Origin of the sequence: Metalysinibacillus jejuensis, from assembly GCF_003057615.1 — a bacterium.
GTDB classification, from domain to species: Bacteria; Bacillota; Bacilli; order Bacillales_A; family Planococcaceae; genus Metalysinibacillus; species Metalysinibacillus jejuensis.
In genome coordinates, this window is the sequence record NZ_QAFW01000028.1 from 1 (window position 1) to 17,337 (window position 17,337).

At 40.0% G+C, this 17,337-nt stretch carries 21 protein-coding genes, 2 pseudogenes and 1 riboswitch; of the genes and pseudogenes, 16 read left to right on the forward strand and 7 right to left on the reverse strand.

The features are described 5' to 3' along the window. Positions 1-165 precede the first annotated feature (165 nt). Positions 166-1,158 (reverse strand): arsenic resistance protein, encoded by a 993-nt coding sequence (locus DDE80_RS09330; protein ID WP_345788848.1) that lies wholly within the window; start codon positions 1,156-1,158, stop codon positions 166-168. Positions 1,159-1,209: 51 nt separating this feature from the next. Continuing rightward, entirely contained in the window at positions 1,210-1,644 is a 435-nt protein-coding gene (locus DDE80_RS09335; protein WP_235612309.1) for a DUF4395 domain-containing protein, read from the reverse strand. A gap of 128 nt (positions 1,645-1,772) precedes the next feature. Here DDE80_RS09335 and DDE80_RS09340 point away from each other — a divergent pair, with 128 nt between their 5' ends. From DDE80_RS09340 to DDE80_RS09405, 14 genes and pseudogenes are all read left to right on the forward strand, one after another. Next, positions 1,773-2,348: a GNAT family N-acetyltransferase gene (locus DDE80_RS09340; protein WP_108307393.1), complete on the forward strand. Its 576-nt coding sequence runs from the start codon at positions 1,773-1,775 to the stop codon at positions 2,346-2,348. Continuing rightward, a complete protein-coding gene (locus DDE80_RS09345) occupies positions 2,329-2,784 on the forward strand; it encodes a methylated-DNA--[protein]-cysteine S-methyltransferase (protein WP_235612310.1) in 456 nt (151 codons plus the stop codon). The genes DDE80_RS09340 and DDE80_RS09345 overlap by 20 nt, the downstream gene beginning before the upstream one ends. Beyond that, on the forward strand, positions 2,781-3,275 hold the full coding sequence (locus DDE80_RS09350) for a DNA alkylation repair protein (protein WP_108307394.1): 495 nt from the start codon (positions 2,781-2,783) through the stop codon (positions 3,273-3,275). Before DDE80_RS09345 ends, DDE80_RS09350 begins: the two co-directional genes overlap by 4 nt. Next, positions 3,268-4,089, forward strand: a complete 822-nt coding sequence (locus DDE80_RS09355) for a putative RNA methyltransferase (RefSeq protein WP_108307395.1) — start codon at positions 3,268-3,270, stop codon at positions 4,087-4,089. The genes DDE80_RS09350 and DDE80_RS09355 overlap by 8 nt, the downstream gene beginning before the upstream one ends. A gap of 126 nt (positions 4,090-4,215) precedes the next feature. Next, positions 4,216-5,181 carry an ABC transporter substrate-binding protein gene (locus DDE80_RS09360; RefSeq protein ID WP_108307396.1) on the forward strand — a complete coding sequence of 322 codons (966 nt, stop codon included), beginning with the start codon at positions 4,216-4,218 and terminating at the stop codon, positions 5,179-5,181. Between the two features lie 118 nt (positions 5,182-5,299). After that, positions 5,300-6,081: pseudogene (locus DDE80_RS09365) on the forward strand (FecCD family ABC transporter permease). Next, entirely contained in the window at positions 6,068-6,853 is a 786-nt protein-coding gene (locus DDE80_RS09370) for an ABC transporter ATP-binding protein (RefSeq protein WP_036144315.1), read from the forward strand. The pseudogene DDE80_RS09365 and the gene DDE80_RS09370 overlap by 14 nt, the downstream one beginning before the upstream one ends. Then, a pseudogene (locus DDE80_RS09375) lies at positions 6,850-7,264 on the forward strand (ankyrin repeat domain-containing protein). The gene DDE80_RS09370 and the pseudogene DDE80_RS09375 overlap by 4 nt, the downstream one beginning before the upstream one ends. Beyond that, entirely contained in the window at positions 7,261-7,578 is a 318-nt protein-coding gene (locus DDE80_RS09380; RefSeq protein ID WP_108307397.1) for an antibiotic biosynthesis monooxygenase family protein, read from the forward strand. The pseudogene DDE80_RS09375 and the gene DDE80_RS09380 overlap by 4 nt, the downstream one beginning before the upstream one ends. Positions 7,579-7,673: 95 nt before the next feature. After that, positions 7,674-8,135, forward strand: a complete 462-nt coding sequence (locus DDE80_RS09385) for a YbaK/EbsC family protein (protein WP_108307398.1) — start codon at positions 7,674-7,676, stop codon at positions 8,133-8,135. Between the two features lie 43 nt (positions 8,136-8,178). Further along, positions 8,179-8,967 carry a YwqG family protein gene (locus DDE80_RS09390; RefSeq protein ID WP_108307399.1) on the forward strand — a complete coding sequence of 263 codons (789 nt, stop codon included), beginning with the start codon at positions 8,179-8,181 and terminating at the stop codon, positions 8,965-8,967. A gap of 62 nt (positions 8,968-9,029) precedes the next feature. Further along, positions 9,030-9,656: a LysE family translocator gene (locus DDE80_RS09395; RefSeq protein ID WP_108307400.1), complete on the forward strand. Its 627-nt coding sequence runs from the start codon at positions 9,030-9,032 to the stop codon at positions 9,654-9,656. Further along, entirely contained in the window at positions 9,647-10,117 is a 471-nt protein-coding gene (locus DDE80_RS09400) for a GNAT family N-acetyltransferase (RefSeq protein WP_108307401.1), read from the forward strand. Before DDE80_RS09395 ends, DDE80_RS09400 begins: the two co-directional genes overlap by 10 nt. Before the next feature lie 22 nt (positions 10,118-10,139). After that, the gene (locus DDE80_RS09405) at positions 10,140-10,745 is read left to right on the forward strand and encodes a nitroreductase family protein (RefSeq protein ID WP_427901804.1); all 606 of its coding nucleotides are present in this window, start codon (positions 10,140-10,142) and stop codon (positions 10,743-10,745) included. A 35-nt stretch (positions 10,746-10,780) separates the two neighbouring features. Here DDE80_RS09405 and DDE80_RS09410 read toward each other — a convergent pair whose 3' ends face one another. Genes DDE80_RS09410 through DDE80_RS09430 form a run of 5 tightly spaced genes read right to left on the reverse strand, consistent with a single transcriptional unit; the run spans position 10,781 to position 14,381 of the window. Continuing rightward, positions 10,781-11,797 carry a ThiF family adenylyltransferase gene (locus tag DDE80_RS09410; protein ID WP_108307403.1) on the reverse strand — a complete coding sequence of 339 codons (1,017 nt, stop codon included), beginning with the start codon at positions 11,795-11,797 and terminating at the stop codon, positions 10,781-10,783. Then, on the reverse strand, positions 11,794-12,558 hold the full coding sequence (locus DDE80_RS09415; protein WP_108307404.1) for a thiazole synthase: 765 nt from the start codon (positions 12,556-12,558) through the stop codon (positions 11,794-11,796). Before DDE80_RS09415 ends, DDE80_RS09410 begins: the two co-directional genes overlap by 4 nt. Before the next feature lies 1 nt (position 12,559). After that, positions 12,560-12,763: a sulfur carrier protein ThiS gene (gene thiS, locus DDE80_RS09420; protein WP_108307405.1), complete on the reverse strand. Its 204-nt coding sequence runs from the start codon at positions 12,761-12,763 to the stop codon at positions 12,560-12,562. Next, positions 12,754-13,839, reverse strand: a complete 1,086-nt coding sequence (gene thiO, locus DDE80_RS09425; protein ID WP_108307406.1) for a glycine oxidase ThiO — start codon at positions 13,837-13,839, stop codon at positions 12,754-12,756. Before thiO ends, thiS begins: the two co-directional genes overlap by 10 nt. A gap of 11 nt (positions 13,840-13,850) precedes the next feature. Then, positions 13,851-14,381: a thiamine phosphate synthase gene (locus tag DDE80_RS09430; protein ID WP_161952307.1), complete on the reverse strand. Its 531-nt coding sequence runs from the start codon at positions 14,379-14,381 to the stop codon at positions 13,851-13,853. A gap of 66 nt (positions 14,382-14,447) precedes the next feature. After that, positions 14,448-14,556: riboswitch (TPP riboswitch) on the reverse strand. 108 nt (positions 14,557-14,664) lie between these two features. Between DDE80_RS09430 and copZ the strand changes: the two genes are divergently transcribed. Both copZ and DDE80_RS09440 read left to right on the forward strand, forming a co-directional pair. Continuing rightward, a complete protein-coding gene (gene copZ / locus DDE80_RS09435) occupies positions 14,665-14,871 on the forward strand; it encodes a copper chaperone CopZ (protein ID WP_108307407.1) in 207 nt (68 codons plus the stop codon). Positions 14,872-14,915: 44 nt separating this feature from the next. Beyond that, positions 14,916-17,297, forward strand: a complete 2,382-nt coding sequence (locus DDE80_RS09440) for a heavy metal translocating P-type ATPase (RefSeq protein WP_108307408.1) — start codon at positions 14,916-14,918, stop codon at positions 17,295-17,297. Positions 17,298-17,337 lie beyond the last annotated feature (40 nt).

The following is a 17,337-nucleotide window of genomic DNA, read 5'->3' on the forward strand; positions in this document are numbered from 1 at the left end:
GCACATGTCACAAGTTATAGTAAAAAAATGGATGATTACTACCTCTGTTCAAGTGTCTTTGTTTTTCTTCTGAAGTGAAAAATAAATAAAACAGAAAATTCTGTTAAAATTCATGCGACACTATTGAATAAAAATGAACGCAATATGAACAACAGTTTTCAATTTTTATTTTGTAGCGGGTTGTAATTGTGGTTCGCTTTCTTTAAACCAACGTTTTTTAGCAATTTGCGCGTAGTTTGCGATAAATTGTTGTTGTACGATAAAGGCTAGCGTGACAATAAGTGCTGCTTCTGCTCCGAAAGAAGTAGCTGCAATACCGATTGCTAGTGATAGGTTACGTAGTACGGTACCATTAACGAGCGCGATACCATCTGCACGATTAAAGAATTTTGTAGCGACTACTGTGCTAAGCGTAAAGTTGATTGCGTAAAATAATAATAGCACTGCAATAGCAATAGCAATTAGCTCTAGATTTTGGACAATCATTGATGCGCGCATGCTCATGCTGACAAATACGACGTAGAGCATTGCCCAAATACTAAGTGGTCCAAATTTCGGTTTAATATTTTTTTTGAAGTGCTCAAGGGAATGTTTACGTAAAATAGCTTTGAAAGTTAAGTGACCTAATAACATCGGCAAAAATACAACAATTAAAATCGTTTGCATCGTTTGCCATACATTAATTTCGATATACTGACCGACCATCATAAGCAAATACCAAGGTGTGACGATTGAGCCGATGAGTAGACCGAAAATCGTTAATTTTACGGCAACACCAACATTGCCTTTTTGTAGCATCGTCCAAGAAATTGTCATACCACTTGTCGGAAGCAATGCAGATAATGCAAGTCCAGCAAACATTAAAGGGTGTTTACTTAAAAATAACACACCTAAACCGTAAGCGACGAGTGGAATAATAACGAAATTAATGACAACGGAATAAATGAGTACACGCGTGCCTTGTGTAGAAGCTAGTTGTTTAAAGTTAAAGCCAACCATTGTCGCATAGATCATAATAATCGTACCTACTAATAAGGTAGGTTGTAAAAAAGAAGTATCTACAACATTACCAACAATAAAGCCGAGTACTAAAATTAATGGTACACTCACCAACATGTATTTTGCTGGGAAGCGGTAAATTTTTTGCGCTAAACTCAATTGAAATTCCTCCTTTAATTAAAAGTGCCGACAAAAACTGTCGGCAGAGTGTTACGCATTTTTCGCCATTTTTCGGCGGTGTTTCCACATTTGATATTGGAAACGAATCCAGCAGCCGATACAGAAGCCTGTTAAAGCAATACCTGAAGCTGCAATTACCATGCCTGCAAAAATGTAGCCTGCTACATTCCAACCAAGATAAAAGAACAATAATGCAAGACCTAATGAGATTGTTGCAATCCACTGGTTAAAAATTTGTTGATCCTTATCTTCAGGATGGTACGTGTGTAACGGTTTACGTAAAAAAGGTTTACCCATCATGACGATAGGATTGATTTTAGTAATGACCGTAAATAAACCTAAAAGAAATGGGATAAATAAAATATTTGTATTCACAAAGACACCAAGCAGTGATGTAATGACGATAAATACTTGGTTTGTTGTAACTAATGGTTTTGGAATACTGTTAGGAATTTGTTGTGACAATGAATGAACCTCCTGTTTTATACCTATAGGGGTATAAGTATTGTTATATAGACTATGAAGGATAATAACAAAATTGTCAACTAATAAATTTCCTTAGGTATAATAGAAAAAAAGAGAGTAGGGATAAGATGACAACATATTTGCAAAATGACGTAGTGCAATTGCGTCAAATGGTAAAAGAAGATGCAGACGCTTTATGGGCGATTGCTCAAGATGATAGCACATGGACATATTTACCTATTACACCGCGTTCCTTAGAAGCAATCGAAGTATATATTAATGAAGCTTTAGCCAATCAAGCAGAATTTCCGATGGTCATCATTGATATGACTACGAATAAAATCGTAGGCGCTACAAAATTTATGGCGATTGATGCAAAAAATAAAACGGCTGAAATTGGTTTTAGTTGGCTTAGCCCATCAGCAAGAGGTACAGCAATTAATAGCAATGCCAAGTATTTATTAATGAGCTACGCTTTTGAGCAATGGGGATTACGCCGTGTAACCATTAAAACAGATGCCGAAAATATTGCCTCATGTAAAGCAATTGAAGCGATTGGTGCCACGAAGGAAGGCGTGCTACGTAATCATCGCATTCGTAAAGATGGCAAAAATCGTGATACAGTCATTTACAGTGTAATTGAAGAGGAGTGGCCACAAGTCAAAGTAAAGCTAGGTGAGCGTTGTGCTGCAAAAAACGTATAACACGATAATTGGCAAAGTAACAATTGAGGCAACAGCACACGCAGTAACAGCATTGTACACAGGTAACCCTAAGAAAGATATAACACAAGGGGAAAATGCGGTTATGCAACAAGCCATTCGTGAGCTAACATCTTATTTAAACGGTGATCTTCGAACGTTCACAACACCACTTGCACCGCAAGGCACAGAATTTCAACAGCGTGTATGGCAAGCACTACAGGTCATTCCTTATGGGCAAACTAAAAACTATAAGCAAATAGCTGAGTTAATTGGTAATGCCAACGCGTCACGAGCAGTGGGCAATGCCAATAATAAAAATCCGATTTTAATTATGATTCCATGCCATCGTGTAATTGATGCTACTGGTAAGTTGGTTGGCTCCGGTGCGGGACTGCCATTAAAAGAACAGCTACTCAAGCTAGAAGGATATTTATGAGAGCCCAGTTAGAGCAATTAGCTGAGGAGGAGTACCGTGCTTTTACAGCTAAATTATTGCCAGGTGTTACAGATATTTTAGGTGTGCGTGTGCCAAAGCTACGCGCGTTAGCTAAGGATATCGCAAAGCGGCAGCCAGCGTATTGGCAAGCACAACCAACCTGTTTTGAAGAAACGATGTTGCAGGGTTTTGTGATTGGTTATTTACCTTATGATGAACAGCGCATTGTAGCGTTTGTTCCGTATATTACAAATTGGTCGCTTTGCGATAGCTTTTGTACAAGATTAAAAAGTACAAAGGCACATCGTGAAGAAATGTGGCGATTTTTACAGCCGTATTTTCGTTCAGATCAACCGTATGCTATTCGTTTTGCGGTAGTAATGAGCCTAATGAGCACTATATTGAGCAGCTGTTTAGGCGTTATGACGCGATTAACAACGCCACTGACAGTAACAACATTAAATGCCTTAAAGGAGTTTAAGCATGACTAGAAAACAACAGCGCATTCATTTTGCGCAACAACATCAAGCCTTATTACGTTGCCCACTTTGTCATGAGCAAGTGGAAGTTAACGATGCAAGCATAGTATGTGCTAATCGCCATACTTTTGATTTTACAAAGCAAGGCTATGTTAATCTAGCCCCGCAACGTAGTGAAGAACTTTATACGAAAGAGCTTTTTGCAGCACGTCGAGACATTATTACGAGTGGTTTTTATGACCCGCTTCATCAAGAATTAGCTAAGGTAGTAGGGCAAGCTACTGTCATTGCAGACTTAGGCTGTGGGGAAGGCACGCATTTACAAAAATTATTACCACAGGGCGCGGTAGGTATAGGTATTGATCTTGCGAAAGAGGGCGTTAAAATGGCAGCTAGCTATGATAACGTGCTATGGCAAGTTGCGGATTTAGCTAATATCCCATTAACAACCAGTAGTGTGGATACGATTGTGAATATTTTATCACCGTCTAATTACAAAGAGTTTAGACGTATTTTACGTCCTACTGGGTGTATGGTTAAAGTAGTGCCAGGTGAACATTATTTAGCGGAATTGCGTCAAGCCTTTTTCCCTGAAAAATCCCCCTACTCTAACGCCAAAATCATCGCCTTATTTGAGCAACAATTTGCCAAAACGACACAGTTAAAAGTAAGTTATCAACAAGATTTAGCGCCGCAATTAATGCGTAAGTTACTAGATATGACACCGCTTATGCAAAATGTAGCCAGCGTACAAAAAGCACAATTTATTGCCGATAAAATACAAACGATTACGTTAGAATTTATTATTTTACTAGGTGAAAATTAATTGATTAAAAGAGCTTAGCTTTTGCTAGGCTTTTTTTATTTTTCAGAAAATATGTTGACAATGAGAATCATTATCGATAAAGTGATAAGTTTAGTTGATAAAGATTATCAGTTGGAGGAGACGAAAATGAAAAAATACATACTTATGATGACAGCGCTGCTGTGCTTAGTTGTTTTGACAGCTTGTGGTGGAAAGAAAGAAGCAACACCGCAAGAAGAGGAAGTTGATAAGGAAGAGCCTAAAGCAGAGGTTGTAGAGAAGTTAGAAGTAACAGATGCACTTGGCAATACGATTAGCTTTGATAAAGCCCCAGAAACATTTGCTGTTATGAGCGCGGGTGATATGGATATGCTATTAGCCGTAGATGCTAAAATTGTAGGACGTCCAAACGCACGTGGTCCTGTAGCTGACAGCTTAAAAGATGTACAAGAAATTGGTAATCCTCATGAGCCAAACTTTGAACAAATTGCGGCAGTGGGCGCTGATGTATTAATTGTTAGCCCTAGTTTTGAGCGCCATGCAGCTAACATTGAGAAGCAAGGCACGAAGGTAATTTATACAGAAGCCAATTCAATTCAAGACATTCAAGATACATTAACATTTTTTGGTAAGCTTGCAGGTAATGAAGATAAAGCAACTGAAATTAATGACAAGATTACAGCACAAATGAAAGCAATCGAAGAAACAGCAGATGCTGGCGTTAAAACAATTTTAGTGTACGGTGCACCAGGTACTTACTTAGCGGCGCTACCTAACTCATTATCAGGTGATTTATTAGCGAAAGCAGGTGGCGAAAATATCGCTTCTGATTTCCCTAAAGAAGAAAAATACCCTAACTATGCTAGCTTAAGCGTAGAAAAAATTATTGAACGTAACCCTCAAGCTGTAATGTTAATTACACATGGTGAGCCAGAGGCAGTACGTGAAGCTTTTGAAAAAGAAATGGCGCAAAATGCAGCATGGAAAAACTTAGACGCTGTAAAAAATGGTAAAGTAACAATTTTACCTTCAGACTTATTTGGCACAAACCCAGGTACACATATCGTTGACGCGCTAGAAGAAATGCAGAAGCAATTAGAGGCGGTTAAGTAACATGACATTAGCTAGGCAAGCAAGGCTTGAGTCAACGACACACCCACTCGCTAAAAAACGAATGATTACACTCATAACTTTAGTTGTACTGCTTATTGTAGCAACACTTGGTAGCTTAATGATTGGCCCTGTAAAGTTTACCGTAGCAGAGGTTTGGCATGGTATAACCGGTGAGGAGGATACATTAGCACGACGCATTGTTTGGGATTTACGCATTCCACGTGTGTTAATTGGTTTAATGGTTGGTATGTGTTTAGCGGTAGCGGGCTCCATTTTACAAGGCGTCATGCGTAACCCTCTTGCAGACCCCGGTATTATTGGTGTATCATCAGGCGCGGGTCTAGCAGCAGTATGTATTATGATTTTATATCCTATGTATATTTTATTTTTACCTTTAGCCGCCTTTGTAGGTGCATTAATTACAGCGCTTATTATTTATCAGGCGGTATTGCGGGCACGGGTTGGCATCAAGTTAATATGGTTGTTTACTATGTGGTTGCTGCATTAATTTTATCGCTATTTTCTATTCGCCATATTCGTTTATTACGTTTAGGTGATGAGGTGGCAAAATTACTCGGACATAATGTAGAGCGTAGTCGTTTTATGTTAATTGTATTAAGTGCTTTACTTGCAGGTATAGCGGTTAGTGTATCCGGATTAATTGGTTTTGTCGGACTTGTTATACCACATATGCTACGTTTAATTATTGGTAATGACTATCGCTATTTATTACCAGCGGCGGCATTAGGTGGCGGTTTACTTGTTGTGGTAGCAGATACAATTGCACGCACAGCATTTGACCCAATTGAGCTACCCGTAGGTATTTTATTATCCTTTATTGGCGGACCATTTTTCTTATACATGATTCAAAAGAGGAGGGACAACGTTGCTGCAAACTAAACAATTATCGTTTCGTCAGCCGACATCATTTACATTACAAGTGGAAGATTTGCATATTAAAAAAGGTGAGATTGTTAGCCTTATCGGACCAAATGGCTCGGGTAAATCAACGCTGCTACGCTTGATTTCACGATTAATTAAGCCTCAACAAGGCAATGTCGTACTTGATGGTCACGATATTTATAGTTTAAAGAGCGTTGATGTCGCAAAGAAGTTAGCGATGCTACCTCAAATGCAAGATCATCAAATGGATGTTACGGTACGTGAGCTAATTGAATTTGGACGTTCACCTCACCGGAAAGGTCGGGGTATGTCACAGGAAGATCATGATATCGTAGCATGGGCTATGGGTGTTACAAAGCTTGAGCATTACGCTAACCGCTTATTGCCTTCACTATCAGGAGGCGAGCGACAGCGTGCTTGGATTGCGATGGCAGTGGCACAGCGACCTGATATTTTACTACTAGATGAACCTACAACTTTTTTAGATATTGCCCATCAGCTTGAAGTTATGGAGCTAGTGCATGAGCTAAATGAAACACTAGGTATGACGATTGTGATGGTGTTGCATGATATTAATCAAGCAGCCCAGTATAGCGATCGTTTAGTCGTATTAAAAAATGGCACTATTCAATATGACGGCATACCACAATGTGTATTATGCCGTGAGATGTTTCAATCCATTTTTGAAATTGATGCAGAGATTTATCAACAAAACGGACGTGCATTTTTTACACCGCAACGTTTAAACAAGGAGGCATACCCATTATGATGAATGGCAACCCATTAGACAAAGAGCTAGTGCGTGAATTTATATTTGCGGCACATGGCGACTTTGCAAAAGTACAAGTATTATACGAGCAGGAGCCAGCGCTATTGCATGCAGTAATGAATTGGGATACAGGTGACTGGGAGAGTGGTTTAGGAGCGGCAGCGCATACAGGGCGTCGAGATATTGCCTTATTTTTATTAGCGCGCGGTAGCACGTATGGATATTTTTACAGCGGCAATGCTAGGGAACTTAGCAATTGTGCAAGCCATGATTGAGGCGCAACCAGAAGCACTAACAGCGACAGGTGCACATGGCATCCCACTTTTACATCATGCAAAAATGGGTGGCGAGCAGGCACAACCTGTTTTTGATTACTTACAAACTAAAATGACAGAGGAGGCAACAGCATGATTGTTGCAATGAACACAATTCGTATTAAAAAAGGGCACGGCGAAGAAATTATCGAACGCTTTCAAAACCCTAAGGAAATTAGTAAGTTTGAAGGATTTTTAGGTTTAGAGGTCTTAAAGAAATTAAACGGTAAAGACGAAGACCAAATCCGTATTTGTACACGTTGGGTAGATGAGGCTTCATTTAATGTTTGGCTACATAGCCCAGAGTTTAAAGCAAGTCATAGTAAATCAGCAGAGGAACGTGAAAACAGCCCGTTGCTTGGTGCAGACTTTGCTTTACTAGAAGTTGCAATCAGCTCAGATAACAACTAATAACACGAAGACGCATAGTTCAGACGAAAAGCACCTAGCTCCCTGGGTGCTTTTCATGTATATTGAAAGAAATTTCAGAAAAGTAGGTGTTAGTTATGAAGGAAAGTGCAAAACAAGTGCAATTGTATTTACAGCAACAAGGATTTACAAACGAAGTAGTAGAGTTACCAAGCAGTACTCGAACAGTGCAAGAGGCTGCTGAGGCAATTGGTTGCCATGAGGCACAGATTGCAAAATCAATCGTTTTTGATATTGGTGGTAGGGCACTGTTAATTGTGGCAAGTGGTCCTAATCGTGTGAGTGAGGAGCGTGTAGCAACTTTTATTAAAGCACCTTTGGCTAAAGCTAATGCGGCATTTGTGCGTGAGCATACAGGCTATGCTATTGGTGGTGTGCCACCTGTGGCGCATAAATATCCCCTGCGTATTTTAATTGATGAGGATTTATGGAAGTACGAAACAATTTGGGCTGCTGCAGGACATCCAATGGCGGTTTTTCAATTAACGCCTGACGAACTTTTACAAATGACAAAGGGAGAGGTTACAAAGATTAAATAATGTGCTAAAATAAGAACAAACGTTCTTTATAGGAGGCTATACAATGAAATTACCTACTGCACTAAAGCAATACGAGGCGACTTTACAAGCGACACTACGACCAACAGTAACCATCACACCAACACCTGCAAAAACAGGCACACTAGAAAGCAAATTTGCAGGTAAACCTTATTGGTTAAAATCAGAGCCTTACCCAACAGCTAGTACTGGCGAGGCATTGCATTTATTGGCGCAATTAAATTTGTCAGCTATCCCCGTACCAGCACCATTCCCACAGCGAGGGATTTTACAGTTCTTTGTATTAAATGATGACCTTACTGGTTTAAACTTTGATGATATGTGTGAGCAAAAAGATTTTAGAGTAGTTTACCATGAACATATTGAGCAGGATGAAACAAAATGGTTTACGGCATTTGATACACTTAATTATGGTGAAGAAGAGGATTATTTTCCTATTCAAAAAGAATGTGCACTAGCCTTTCAATTGACCGAAACACCAATATCAACAAGCGATTATCGTTTTGATGAGTTACTTGGCATTGAAGATGTAAAGTATGATGTATATGAAGAGATTATTGATCCATATAACGAAGTAAATGGGGAGCAAGGTGCAAAAATTGGCGGCTACCCTTACTTCACACAGTGGGACCCACGTGGTGAAGACGGTAATACAAAATACAGCCGCAATGATATTTTATTATTGCAAATTGATTCGGATATGGACAATGGCATTTTATGGGGAGATTGCGGTGTGGCTAACTTCTTTATTGCAGAAGAAGATTTGCGCGCTTGTAAATTTGATCGTGTTTTATATAGCTGGGATTGTAGTTAAAAAAGAGGCGAGCTCGTCTCTTTTTTGTGTATAATTTTTTATAAACAGAAAGGAGTACAAACATGGGATTATATTTTACATACGTTGTACTCGGATTATCAATTGCCCTCCCGGTAGGTACAGTAACGATTGAAATGACGAAGCAAGGTTTAAAGAACGGTTTTATGCACGGCTGGGTAGTAGGGCTTGGTGGCATGACGATTGATTTATTGCTTATTGTGGCACTGTATTTTGGGTTAGCCTCAGTGTTAGCACAACCTATTATTCAAAGTGCGATGTGGTTAATTGGTGCTTTGTTTCTATTATATGTAGGTATTGATAGTATTAAGCATGCGAGTGATGATATTACGTTAGCTGGTGAAACAACTACCAAATCGCTAGCCTCTTCTTACCGTAATGGCTTACTTGTAGCAGTGTCTCCAAGTAATTTAGTATTTTGGGTAAGTATTTTTGGCACGGTACTCGCTAGCTCATTTGATGCAAGTGATAAGGCAAGCTTTATTGTTGTAGGAGCGGGCATATTGACTGGTATACTACTACATGATATTGCCTTAATGGCAATTGTAGCGACAACGCGTCGCGCCATGAATAAAACAGCCATTATGTGGGTGTCTGTATTAGCAGGTTTTGTGCTAATTGGTTTTGCTGCATATTTCGGCTATGAATTTGGGAGAACGATATGGAATTAAAAAAAGTAACGACACAACGACAAGATTATGTACCACTATTATTATTAGCAGATGAAGACGAGGCTGTAGTTCATTCATATTTACATGAAGGTGATTTATTTGAGCTGATTGAAGCGGGTGAGCGTATTGGTGTAGCGCTATGTATTGAGGTTGATGGTGCTATTGAACTGAAAAATATTGCGATTGATGAGATGCATCAGGGGCGTGGCTATGGCAAATGGTTAGTTACGCAACTTTGTCGTCATTATAGCGAGTATGAGCGCGCTATTGTTGGTACAGCTAACTCAAGCATTAGTAATATTGCCTTCTACCAAAAGCTGGGTTTTACGCTTTATGATGTAAAGTGGCACTATTTTACAAAACATTATGCACAGCCTATTATTGAAGATTACATTCAAGCACAGCATATGTTGATGTTTGAGCGCACTTTAATTGAAAATGGCAATTGCTCTTCGTTATAGTAGAGACGAAGGGTGATGAAAAATTATGGAATTTACAACAGTCATTAATGAGCGTCGTTCGGCAAAAGATTTTGAGCCTAATGTGCCAATTAGTACAGAGCAACTTGAGGTTATGGTAGAAGAAGCGCAACTTGCGCCAACAGCATTTAATTTGCAGCACGCCAAATATATTATTGTACGTGATGAAACAGTCAAACAAGAGTTAAAAGAAGTTAGCCTTATGCAAGAAAAAATTACAAATGCATCTGCTGTAATCATTATTACAGGCGATGCGCAAGCTTATGAGAATGTGGCAGAGATTTATGCACATACTTTGACAGGTGATGTGTTAACGATGAAAGAAGAAGTCATTCGTGATTTTTATGTACCGAGAGGTGAGAGTTTTGCGCGTGAGGAAGCCATTCGTAATGGTTCACTTGTAGCTATGCAGTTTATGCTTGTCGCAAAATCATACGGTTGGGACACATGCCCAATGATTGGCTTTGATAAAATTGAGGTGCGTCGTATTTTAGACATTCCTGCAAATGAAGAAATTGTTATGATGATTACGTTAGGCAAAGCTGTGCCAATGGACGAGTACTCACGCGGTTATCGTAAACCAGCACAGGAAGTGATTCGTTATAAATAAACAAAAGGGATTGCGGCTCATCGCAATCCCTTTTGTTATGCAAAGTATTGGTAATAAATCTTTTTAGCTTCCGTAACATCAGCTGTGCCATGTACAAAAACACGTCCATCACGAAAGGCTGTTAATGTATAGCCTGTCACTTTAAATGTCAGTAAAAATTCATTGTGATGTGTAATGCTTGCGTCCGTTAGCTTGTTAGCTAGCGTAGTTAGGTCACGTGTTGTATAGGTGGGACGTATTTGTACTGTATCGCGCCCACATAAAGATGCAAAGCGTGTAGTAGCGTCTTGCTGTAAAAATGGATAGCTTGGCGAAGTACCGCAAGTTGGACAATCGTCTTTTTTTAAGCTAGCTACATCCATAGAGGAAAATGTATTTTGCCAAACGTCTAAGGAAAACACTGTACCTCGCATGGCTTCTTTATTATCCGTTAAATATTTTAATGCTTCTGCCACTTGCATTGCCGCTGTAATTTGTGAAGCAGAAGCTAAAATGCCCACCGTATCACAGGTTGGACCACTTGTAGGTAAGCCACCCATAATACAGTGTAAGCATGGTGTTTGGTTAGGCTCAATAAATAATGATAAACTGCTTGCGCCTACGCATGCGCCGTAAATCCACGGCACTTGGTGTTTGTGCGCGATATCATTAATGATAAAGCGTGTATCAAAGTTATCCGTACCATCAAAAATAAGGTCAATGGTCTCAGTAGTTAACAGTTGTTCTAAAAAATGAACAGTAGCTTCTTGGTCATAGGCAGCAACTTGTACATCTGCATTAACGGCAAGTAGTCGTTGCTTTGCAGCACTGGCCTTAGGTAGCCGCTTCACTACATCGCGCTCCGTATACAATGTTTGTCGTTGCAGATTAGATAAATCTACAAAATCACGATCAATTATTGAGATTTTACCAATACCTGCTCGCGCAAGTAAGTCCGCCGTAGGTGCACCAAGTGCGCCAGCACCTACGATAAGGACATGCTTAGTCGCCAGTTTTGCTTGCCCTTGTTCGCCAATAGGAATAAAGCGTTCCTGTCTTGAATAGCGTGTCATTTACTTAGACCTTCAAGAGGGCTAGAGGCAGTAGCATAGTGTTTTTTAGGGATGCGCCCAGCTTCAAAACTTTCACGTCCTGCGATTATCGCATGCTTCATAGCAGAAGCCATTTTAACAGGCTGATTTGCCAAAGCAACTGCAGTATTAAGTAATACCGCATCCGCACCTAGTTCCATCGCTTGAGCGGCATCCATAGCTGAACCAATGCCAGCATCGACAATTACAGGTACCGTAGCTTGCTCAATAATGAAGCGGAGATTAACCGGATTAATAATACCAAGCCCTGAGCCAATTGGTGAAGCGCCTGGCATAATCGCATGACAACCTAAATCTTGTAGTCGCTTTGCGAGTAATACATCATCAGAAGTATATGGTAAAACAATAAAGCCTTCTTCTAAGAGCATCTCTGTTGCGCGCAATGTTTCGACAGGATCAGGTAATAATGTTTTATCACAGCCTATAATTTCTACTTTAATCATATCGCATAAGCCAGAAGCTTTAGCTAGACGTGCAATACGCACAGCTTCTTCAGCAGTTTTTGCTCCAGCAGTATTAGGGAGTAATGTATAGTTTGCGACATCAATTTTTTCTAAAAAATTAGGCTGTGTCGGTTCAAAAATATTCATACGGCGTACTGCGAAGGTTAAAACTTCTGTTTCAGAAACAGCTACCGCCTCTTTTTGTGTATCAAAATCGGAAAACTTACCTGTGCCTAAAAATAAGCGAGAATGGAATGTATATGGTCCAATGGAAAACATGTTAACCGCCTCCTACAAATTGTACAATTTCGATATAGTCATCTGGCTGTATTGTAGCCTCGTCCCGTTCATCTTTTTGTAAGATAACACGATTCAATTCAACAATGGCCAATTCTTTATTTAATTGAAGATGATCGAGTAGTAGCCCAATTGTTGTTACATGTATGGGCACATCTACTGTATGACCATTTACTGTTAGTTGCATACATACCCTCCTTGTGTAAAGCGTTGTGGTGAAAAAGGCGCGAGTCGCTGGGTAGCAGTTACGTCGCCTAGCAAAGCTTGTGCTACAAGCTTACCTGTAATCGGGCTGAGTAAAATACCGTTACGGTAATGGCCAGTACATACATACATCGTAGGCGATATTGCGCCGATAATAGGTAAACCATCAGCTGTTTGTGGGCGCACACCACACCAACTTTCGATAATAGTAGCGTCTTTTAAACTTGGCATCATAGCAGTGGCTCTAGTTAGTAACGATAATATACCACCTACTGTGACATTAGGATCAACTTCGTTAGGGTAGCTTGTGGCCCCGATTAACACTTCATTATTGCGTTTAGGTACAATATAGCAGCCATCAACTGCAAATACTGTAGTGCTTGGTGTATGCGCAGTTTTGACCATCATACATTCACCCTTGACAGGATAAAGTGGGAGATGAGGTAATAGTTGCTTTGACCACGCCCCAGCTGCAACGATAAGCTGTGTAAATGGATAGCTCGCATTGTCAGTAACGACGCTAGTTGCTGTAATTTTTCTAACATGTTGGGTAATGATACGCACGCCTAATTTTTGTACAGCGATGGTAAGTGCTTTTGTTAATTGCCGTGCTTTTACTTGATGATCTGCTGTAATGTGTAAAGCTCTACCTAAATGTGGTGTAAGCAAAGGTTCTACATCATGTGCATCTTTCCAGTAGACAGGTGTTGTCTTTTGTTTTTGTAAAAACTGATATTGCTTGTGCAAAAATTGTTTTTGCTGTTCATTTGTGGCTACTTTAATTAAGCCAGACGGTATGAGCTCTACATCAACGCCTGTTAGTGTGGCTAATTCTTTAGCTAAATTTTTATGTGCTGCTCGACTTTCGATAGCTAAATCAAATAAAGGAGAAGGCTCACTGAATTCGTTTTGTCCTCCCAACATTCCTCCAGCAGCTAACGAAGCGGTAGTAGGGCTTGTAATATTGAAGATCGTAACACGTTGCTTTGCTTTTACGAGTTGGTACGCAATGCTTAAACCTATTACGCCACCACCAATAATCGTATACTCTTTTTGCATAACAAGACTCCTTAGTTAAAAAACATTGAAATTGCTGCAAATCCGCTAGCGCCTGTAGTCGCAAGCAAATGTTGGTTACGCTTATTAATACCCCCAAGTGCAATAACGGGTATGGACGTGGCTGCGCATACGTCAGTTAATGCAGCTAACCCTCTTGGTGCTAGGTTAGGTTTAGAAGAAGAGGGAAAGATATGTGAAAAGTAAATATAATCCATGCCTCTATTTTCACAGCGTAGTGCTTCTTCAACTGAGTGTGTTGATTGACCACAAAGAAAAGGAAAGTCATTTCCGTATACGATAGCATCACTGGCAAAATGACAGCCTAATAGCTGATAGGCTTTTGCTAATGATGGCATGCTATGGACAATAAGCTTAGTTGCGGGTACACCTAGTGCGAGTAATTGTTCGATGCCTTGTGCTAACGCTTGTTGTGAAAGTTGTTTTTCTCTCAGTACTACAGCATCGACTAGTGGAGCTACAGCCTTAATTTGTGTTAATTGTAGCTCATCTAAACCTTGCCCTTTTGTAATTGCGTGTCGCATACTTATCTCCCCTTTACACAAAAAAAGCCACTTTTCCCGTGGGAAAAGTGGCATGAACATCCATATCAAAAAAACGTACCACTTTCCTACGCCAGTATAAACTGGATCAGGTTCCAGGAATCCCAAAGTCACACTTTGATCTCAGCCTTTATAAAAGGCACCTCCAGTGGATTGCTATGCAATTACATTTAATTTACCATATTGTATATGATTTTGCGAGTTTCAGTTTTTGACATACGTATATGGGGTATGTTAAGTTTACAGTAAGTAAGGAGGTTTTAAAATGGAGACAGTTACATTAAATGTACAAGGGATGTCTTGTGGGCACTGTGTAAACGCAGTTGAAACTGCTGTAGGCAATATAGCGGGTGTTAGTTCAGTTGCTGTTAACTTAGACGAAGCAAAAGTAGAAGTCGCTTTTGATGCAACCGTTACATCGCAACAAGCGATTGTTGATGAAATTGAAGATCAAGGATATGACGTTGTTTAAGCGTGCTCTTGTAGCACGTTTTTTTAGATAGGAGGAAAAAGCCTATGACCCAAAAGGAGTCGACGATAAAAATCACGGGTATGACATGTGCCGCCTGTTCTACGCGAATTGAAAAAGGGTTAAATCGTTTGTCTGGTGTTGATAAAGCTACGATTAATCTACCACTTGAACAAGGACATATCGTCTATGACGATACGGTTACGAGCGAAGCGGAAATTATAAAAAAGGTACAAGCGCTCGGTTACGACGTCGTGACCGAACAGTTGGAATTTGATGTAGTTGGTATGACGTGTGCCGCTTGCGCTAATCGCATTGAAAAGCGTTTAGGTAAAATGCCTGGTGTACAAAAAGCCTCAGTAAATTTTGCGCTTGAAACGCTAACTGTAACGTACAACCCTACTGAAGTTTCGCCAAAGGACATGGTAGGTGTCGCTAATAAATTAGGTTTTACATTACAACCAAAAAAGCAAGTTGCCGAGATAGACCATCGTCAACTAGAAATTAAAAAGCAAACACGCAAATTTTTTATTGCTTTGCTACTCGCCTTGCCATTGCTCTGGACGATGGTTAGTCATTTTAGCTTTACCGAATTTATTTATGTACCTACGATTTTACTAAATCCATGGGTACAAATGGCACTCGCTACGCCGATTCAATTTATAATAGGATGGCAATTTTATGAAGGCGCTTATAAAGCGTTGCGCAATAAAAGTGCCAATATGGATGTACTTGTAGCGCTAGGCACATCGGCCGCTTACTTTTATAGCGTTTATTTAGTGCTACAAGGTCAGCATCATGCGTTGTATTTCGAGACGAGTGCAGTACTTATTACTTTAATTATTTTAGGCAAGCTGTTTGAAGCGCGCGCTAAAGGACGTTCTTCAGAAGCGATAAAAAAACTGATGGGTTTACAAGCAAAAGAAGCAACAGTTAATCGAGATGGGGTATTTGTACGTATACCTATCGATCAAGTTGTCGTTGGCGATATTGTACAAGTAAAACCAGGAGAAAAAATTGCGGTTGACGGCGAAGTGATTCAAGGAAGTTCTGCTGTAGATGAATCTATGATAACAGGTGAGAGTTTACCAGTAGATAAAGCAATTGGTGATGTAGTAATTGGCGCCACAATTAATAAAAATGGTGCTTTGCAAATTAGAGCGACGGGCGTAGGACGCCAAAGTATGCTTGCCCAAATTGTAAAAGTTGTGGAGGAAGCGCAAAGTGCTAAAGCTCCGATTCAGCGAATGGCCGATGTTATTTCAGGTGTTTTTGTACCTGTTGTCGTAGGGATAGCTACACTCACATTTTTCATTTGGTTTTTTATCGTAACACCTTATGATTTTGCGAATGCGCTTGAAAAATTTATTGCTGTCGTTGTGATTGCTTGCCCTTGTGCGTTAGGTTTAGCCACGCCAACTTCAATTATGGTGGGGACCGGTCGCGCTGCAGAATATGGTATTTTATTTAAAGGTGGAGAGCATTTAGAGGCGACACAAGCGATTGACACTGTCGTGGTGGATAAAACAGGCACAGTGACAAATGGCAAGCCAGTATTAACTGACGTCATAACGAGTCGCAATGAAGCGATATTTTTATCTTATGTAGGCGCTGCTGAAAAATTATCAGAGCACCCCTTAGCACAGGCAATTGTAGATGGCATTCATGATAGAGGTGTCACATTAAGTGAAGCAGGTGAGTTTGAAGCACTTGTAGGACACGGTGTAAAAGCACGTGTTTTAGGCAAACAAATTTTAGTAGGTAATCGCAAGTTAATGGAAATGCATCGTATTACGCTATTTGATGAGGCGATAATGGAAGCACTTGAAACAGAAGGTAAAACGGTTATGGCAGTAGCAATAGACGGTGAATACGCTGGTTTAGTCGCTGTCGCTGATACCGTCAAGCCTTCTTCGGCAGAAGCGATTAAACGCCTTACAAATATGGGCATTACTGTAGTGATGATGACTGGCGATAATGCACATACAGCAGAAAATATTGCAAAGCGAGTAGGTATTACAACGTTTGAAGCAAATATGTTACCTAAAGATAAGGCACTAATGGTTAAAAAGCTACAGCGTGAGGGACATAAAGTAGCGATGGTTGGAGACGGCATTAATGATGCGCCAGCCTTAGCTACAGCAAATATTGGTATGGCAATTGGCACAGGTACAGATATAGCGATGGCTGCATCTGACGTTACGTTAATGCGTGGTGATTTAAATGGTATAGCAGATGCCATTATGATGAGTAAAAAAACGATGATAAATATTAAACAAAACTTATTTTGGGCGCTCGCCTATAATAGTATAGGTATCCCAATTGCAGCTGCAGGATTTTTAGCCCCTTGGCTTGCGGGAGCTGCAATGGCCTTCAGTTCGGTATCGGTCGTTCTAAATGCGCTACGTTTACAACGTGTCAAACTATAATAACTTTAGCGTAATGATGAGCAATTATTGCTTACCATTA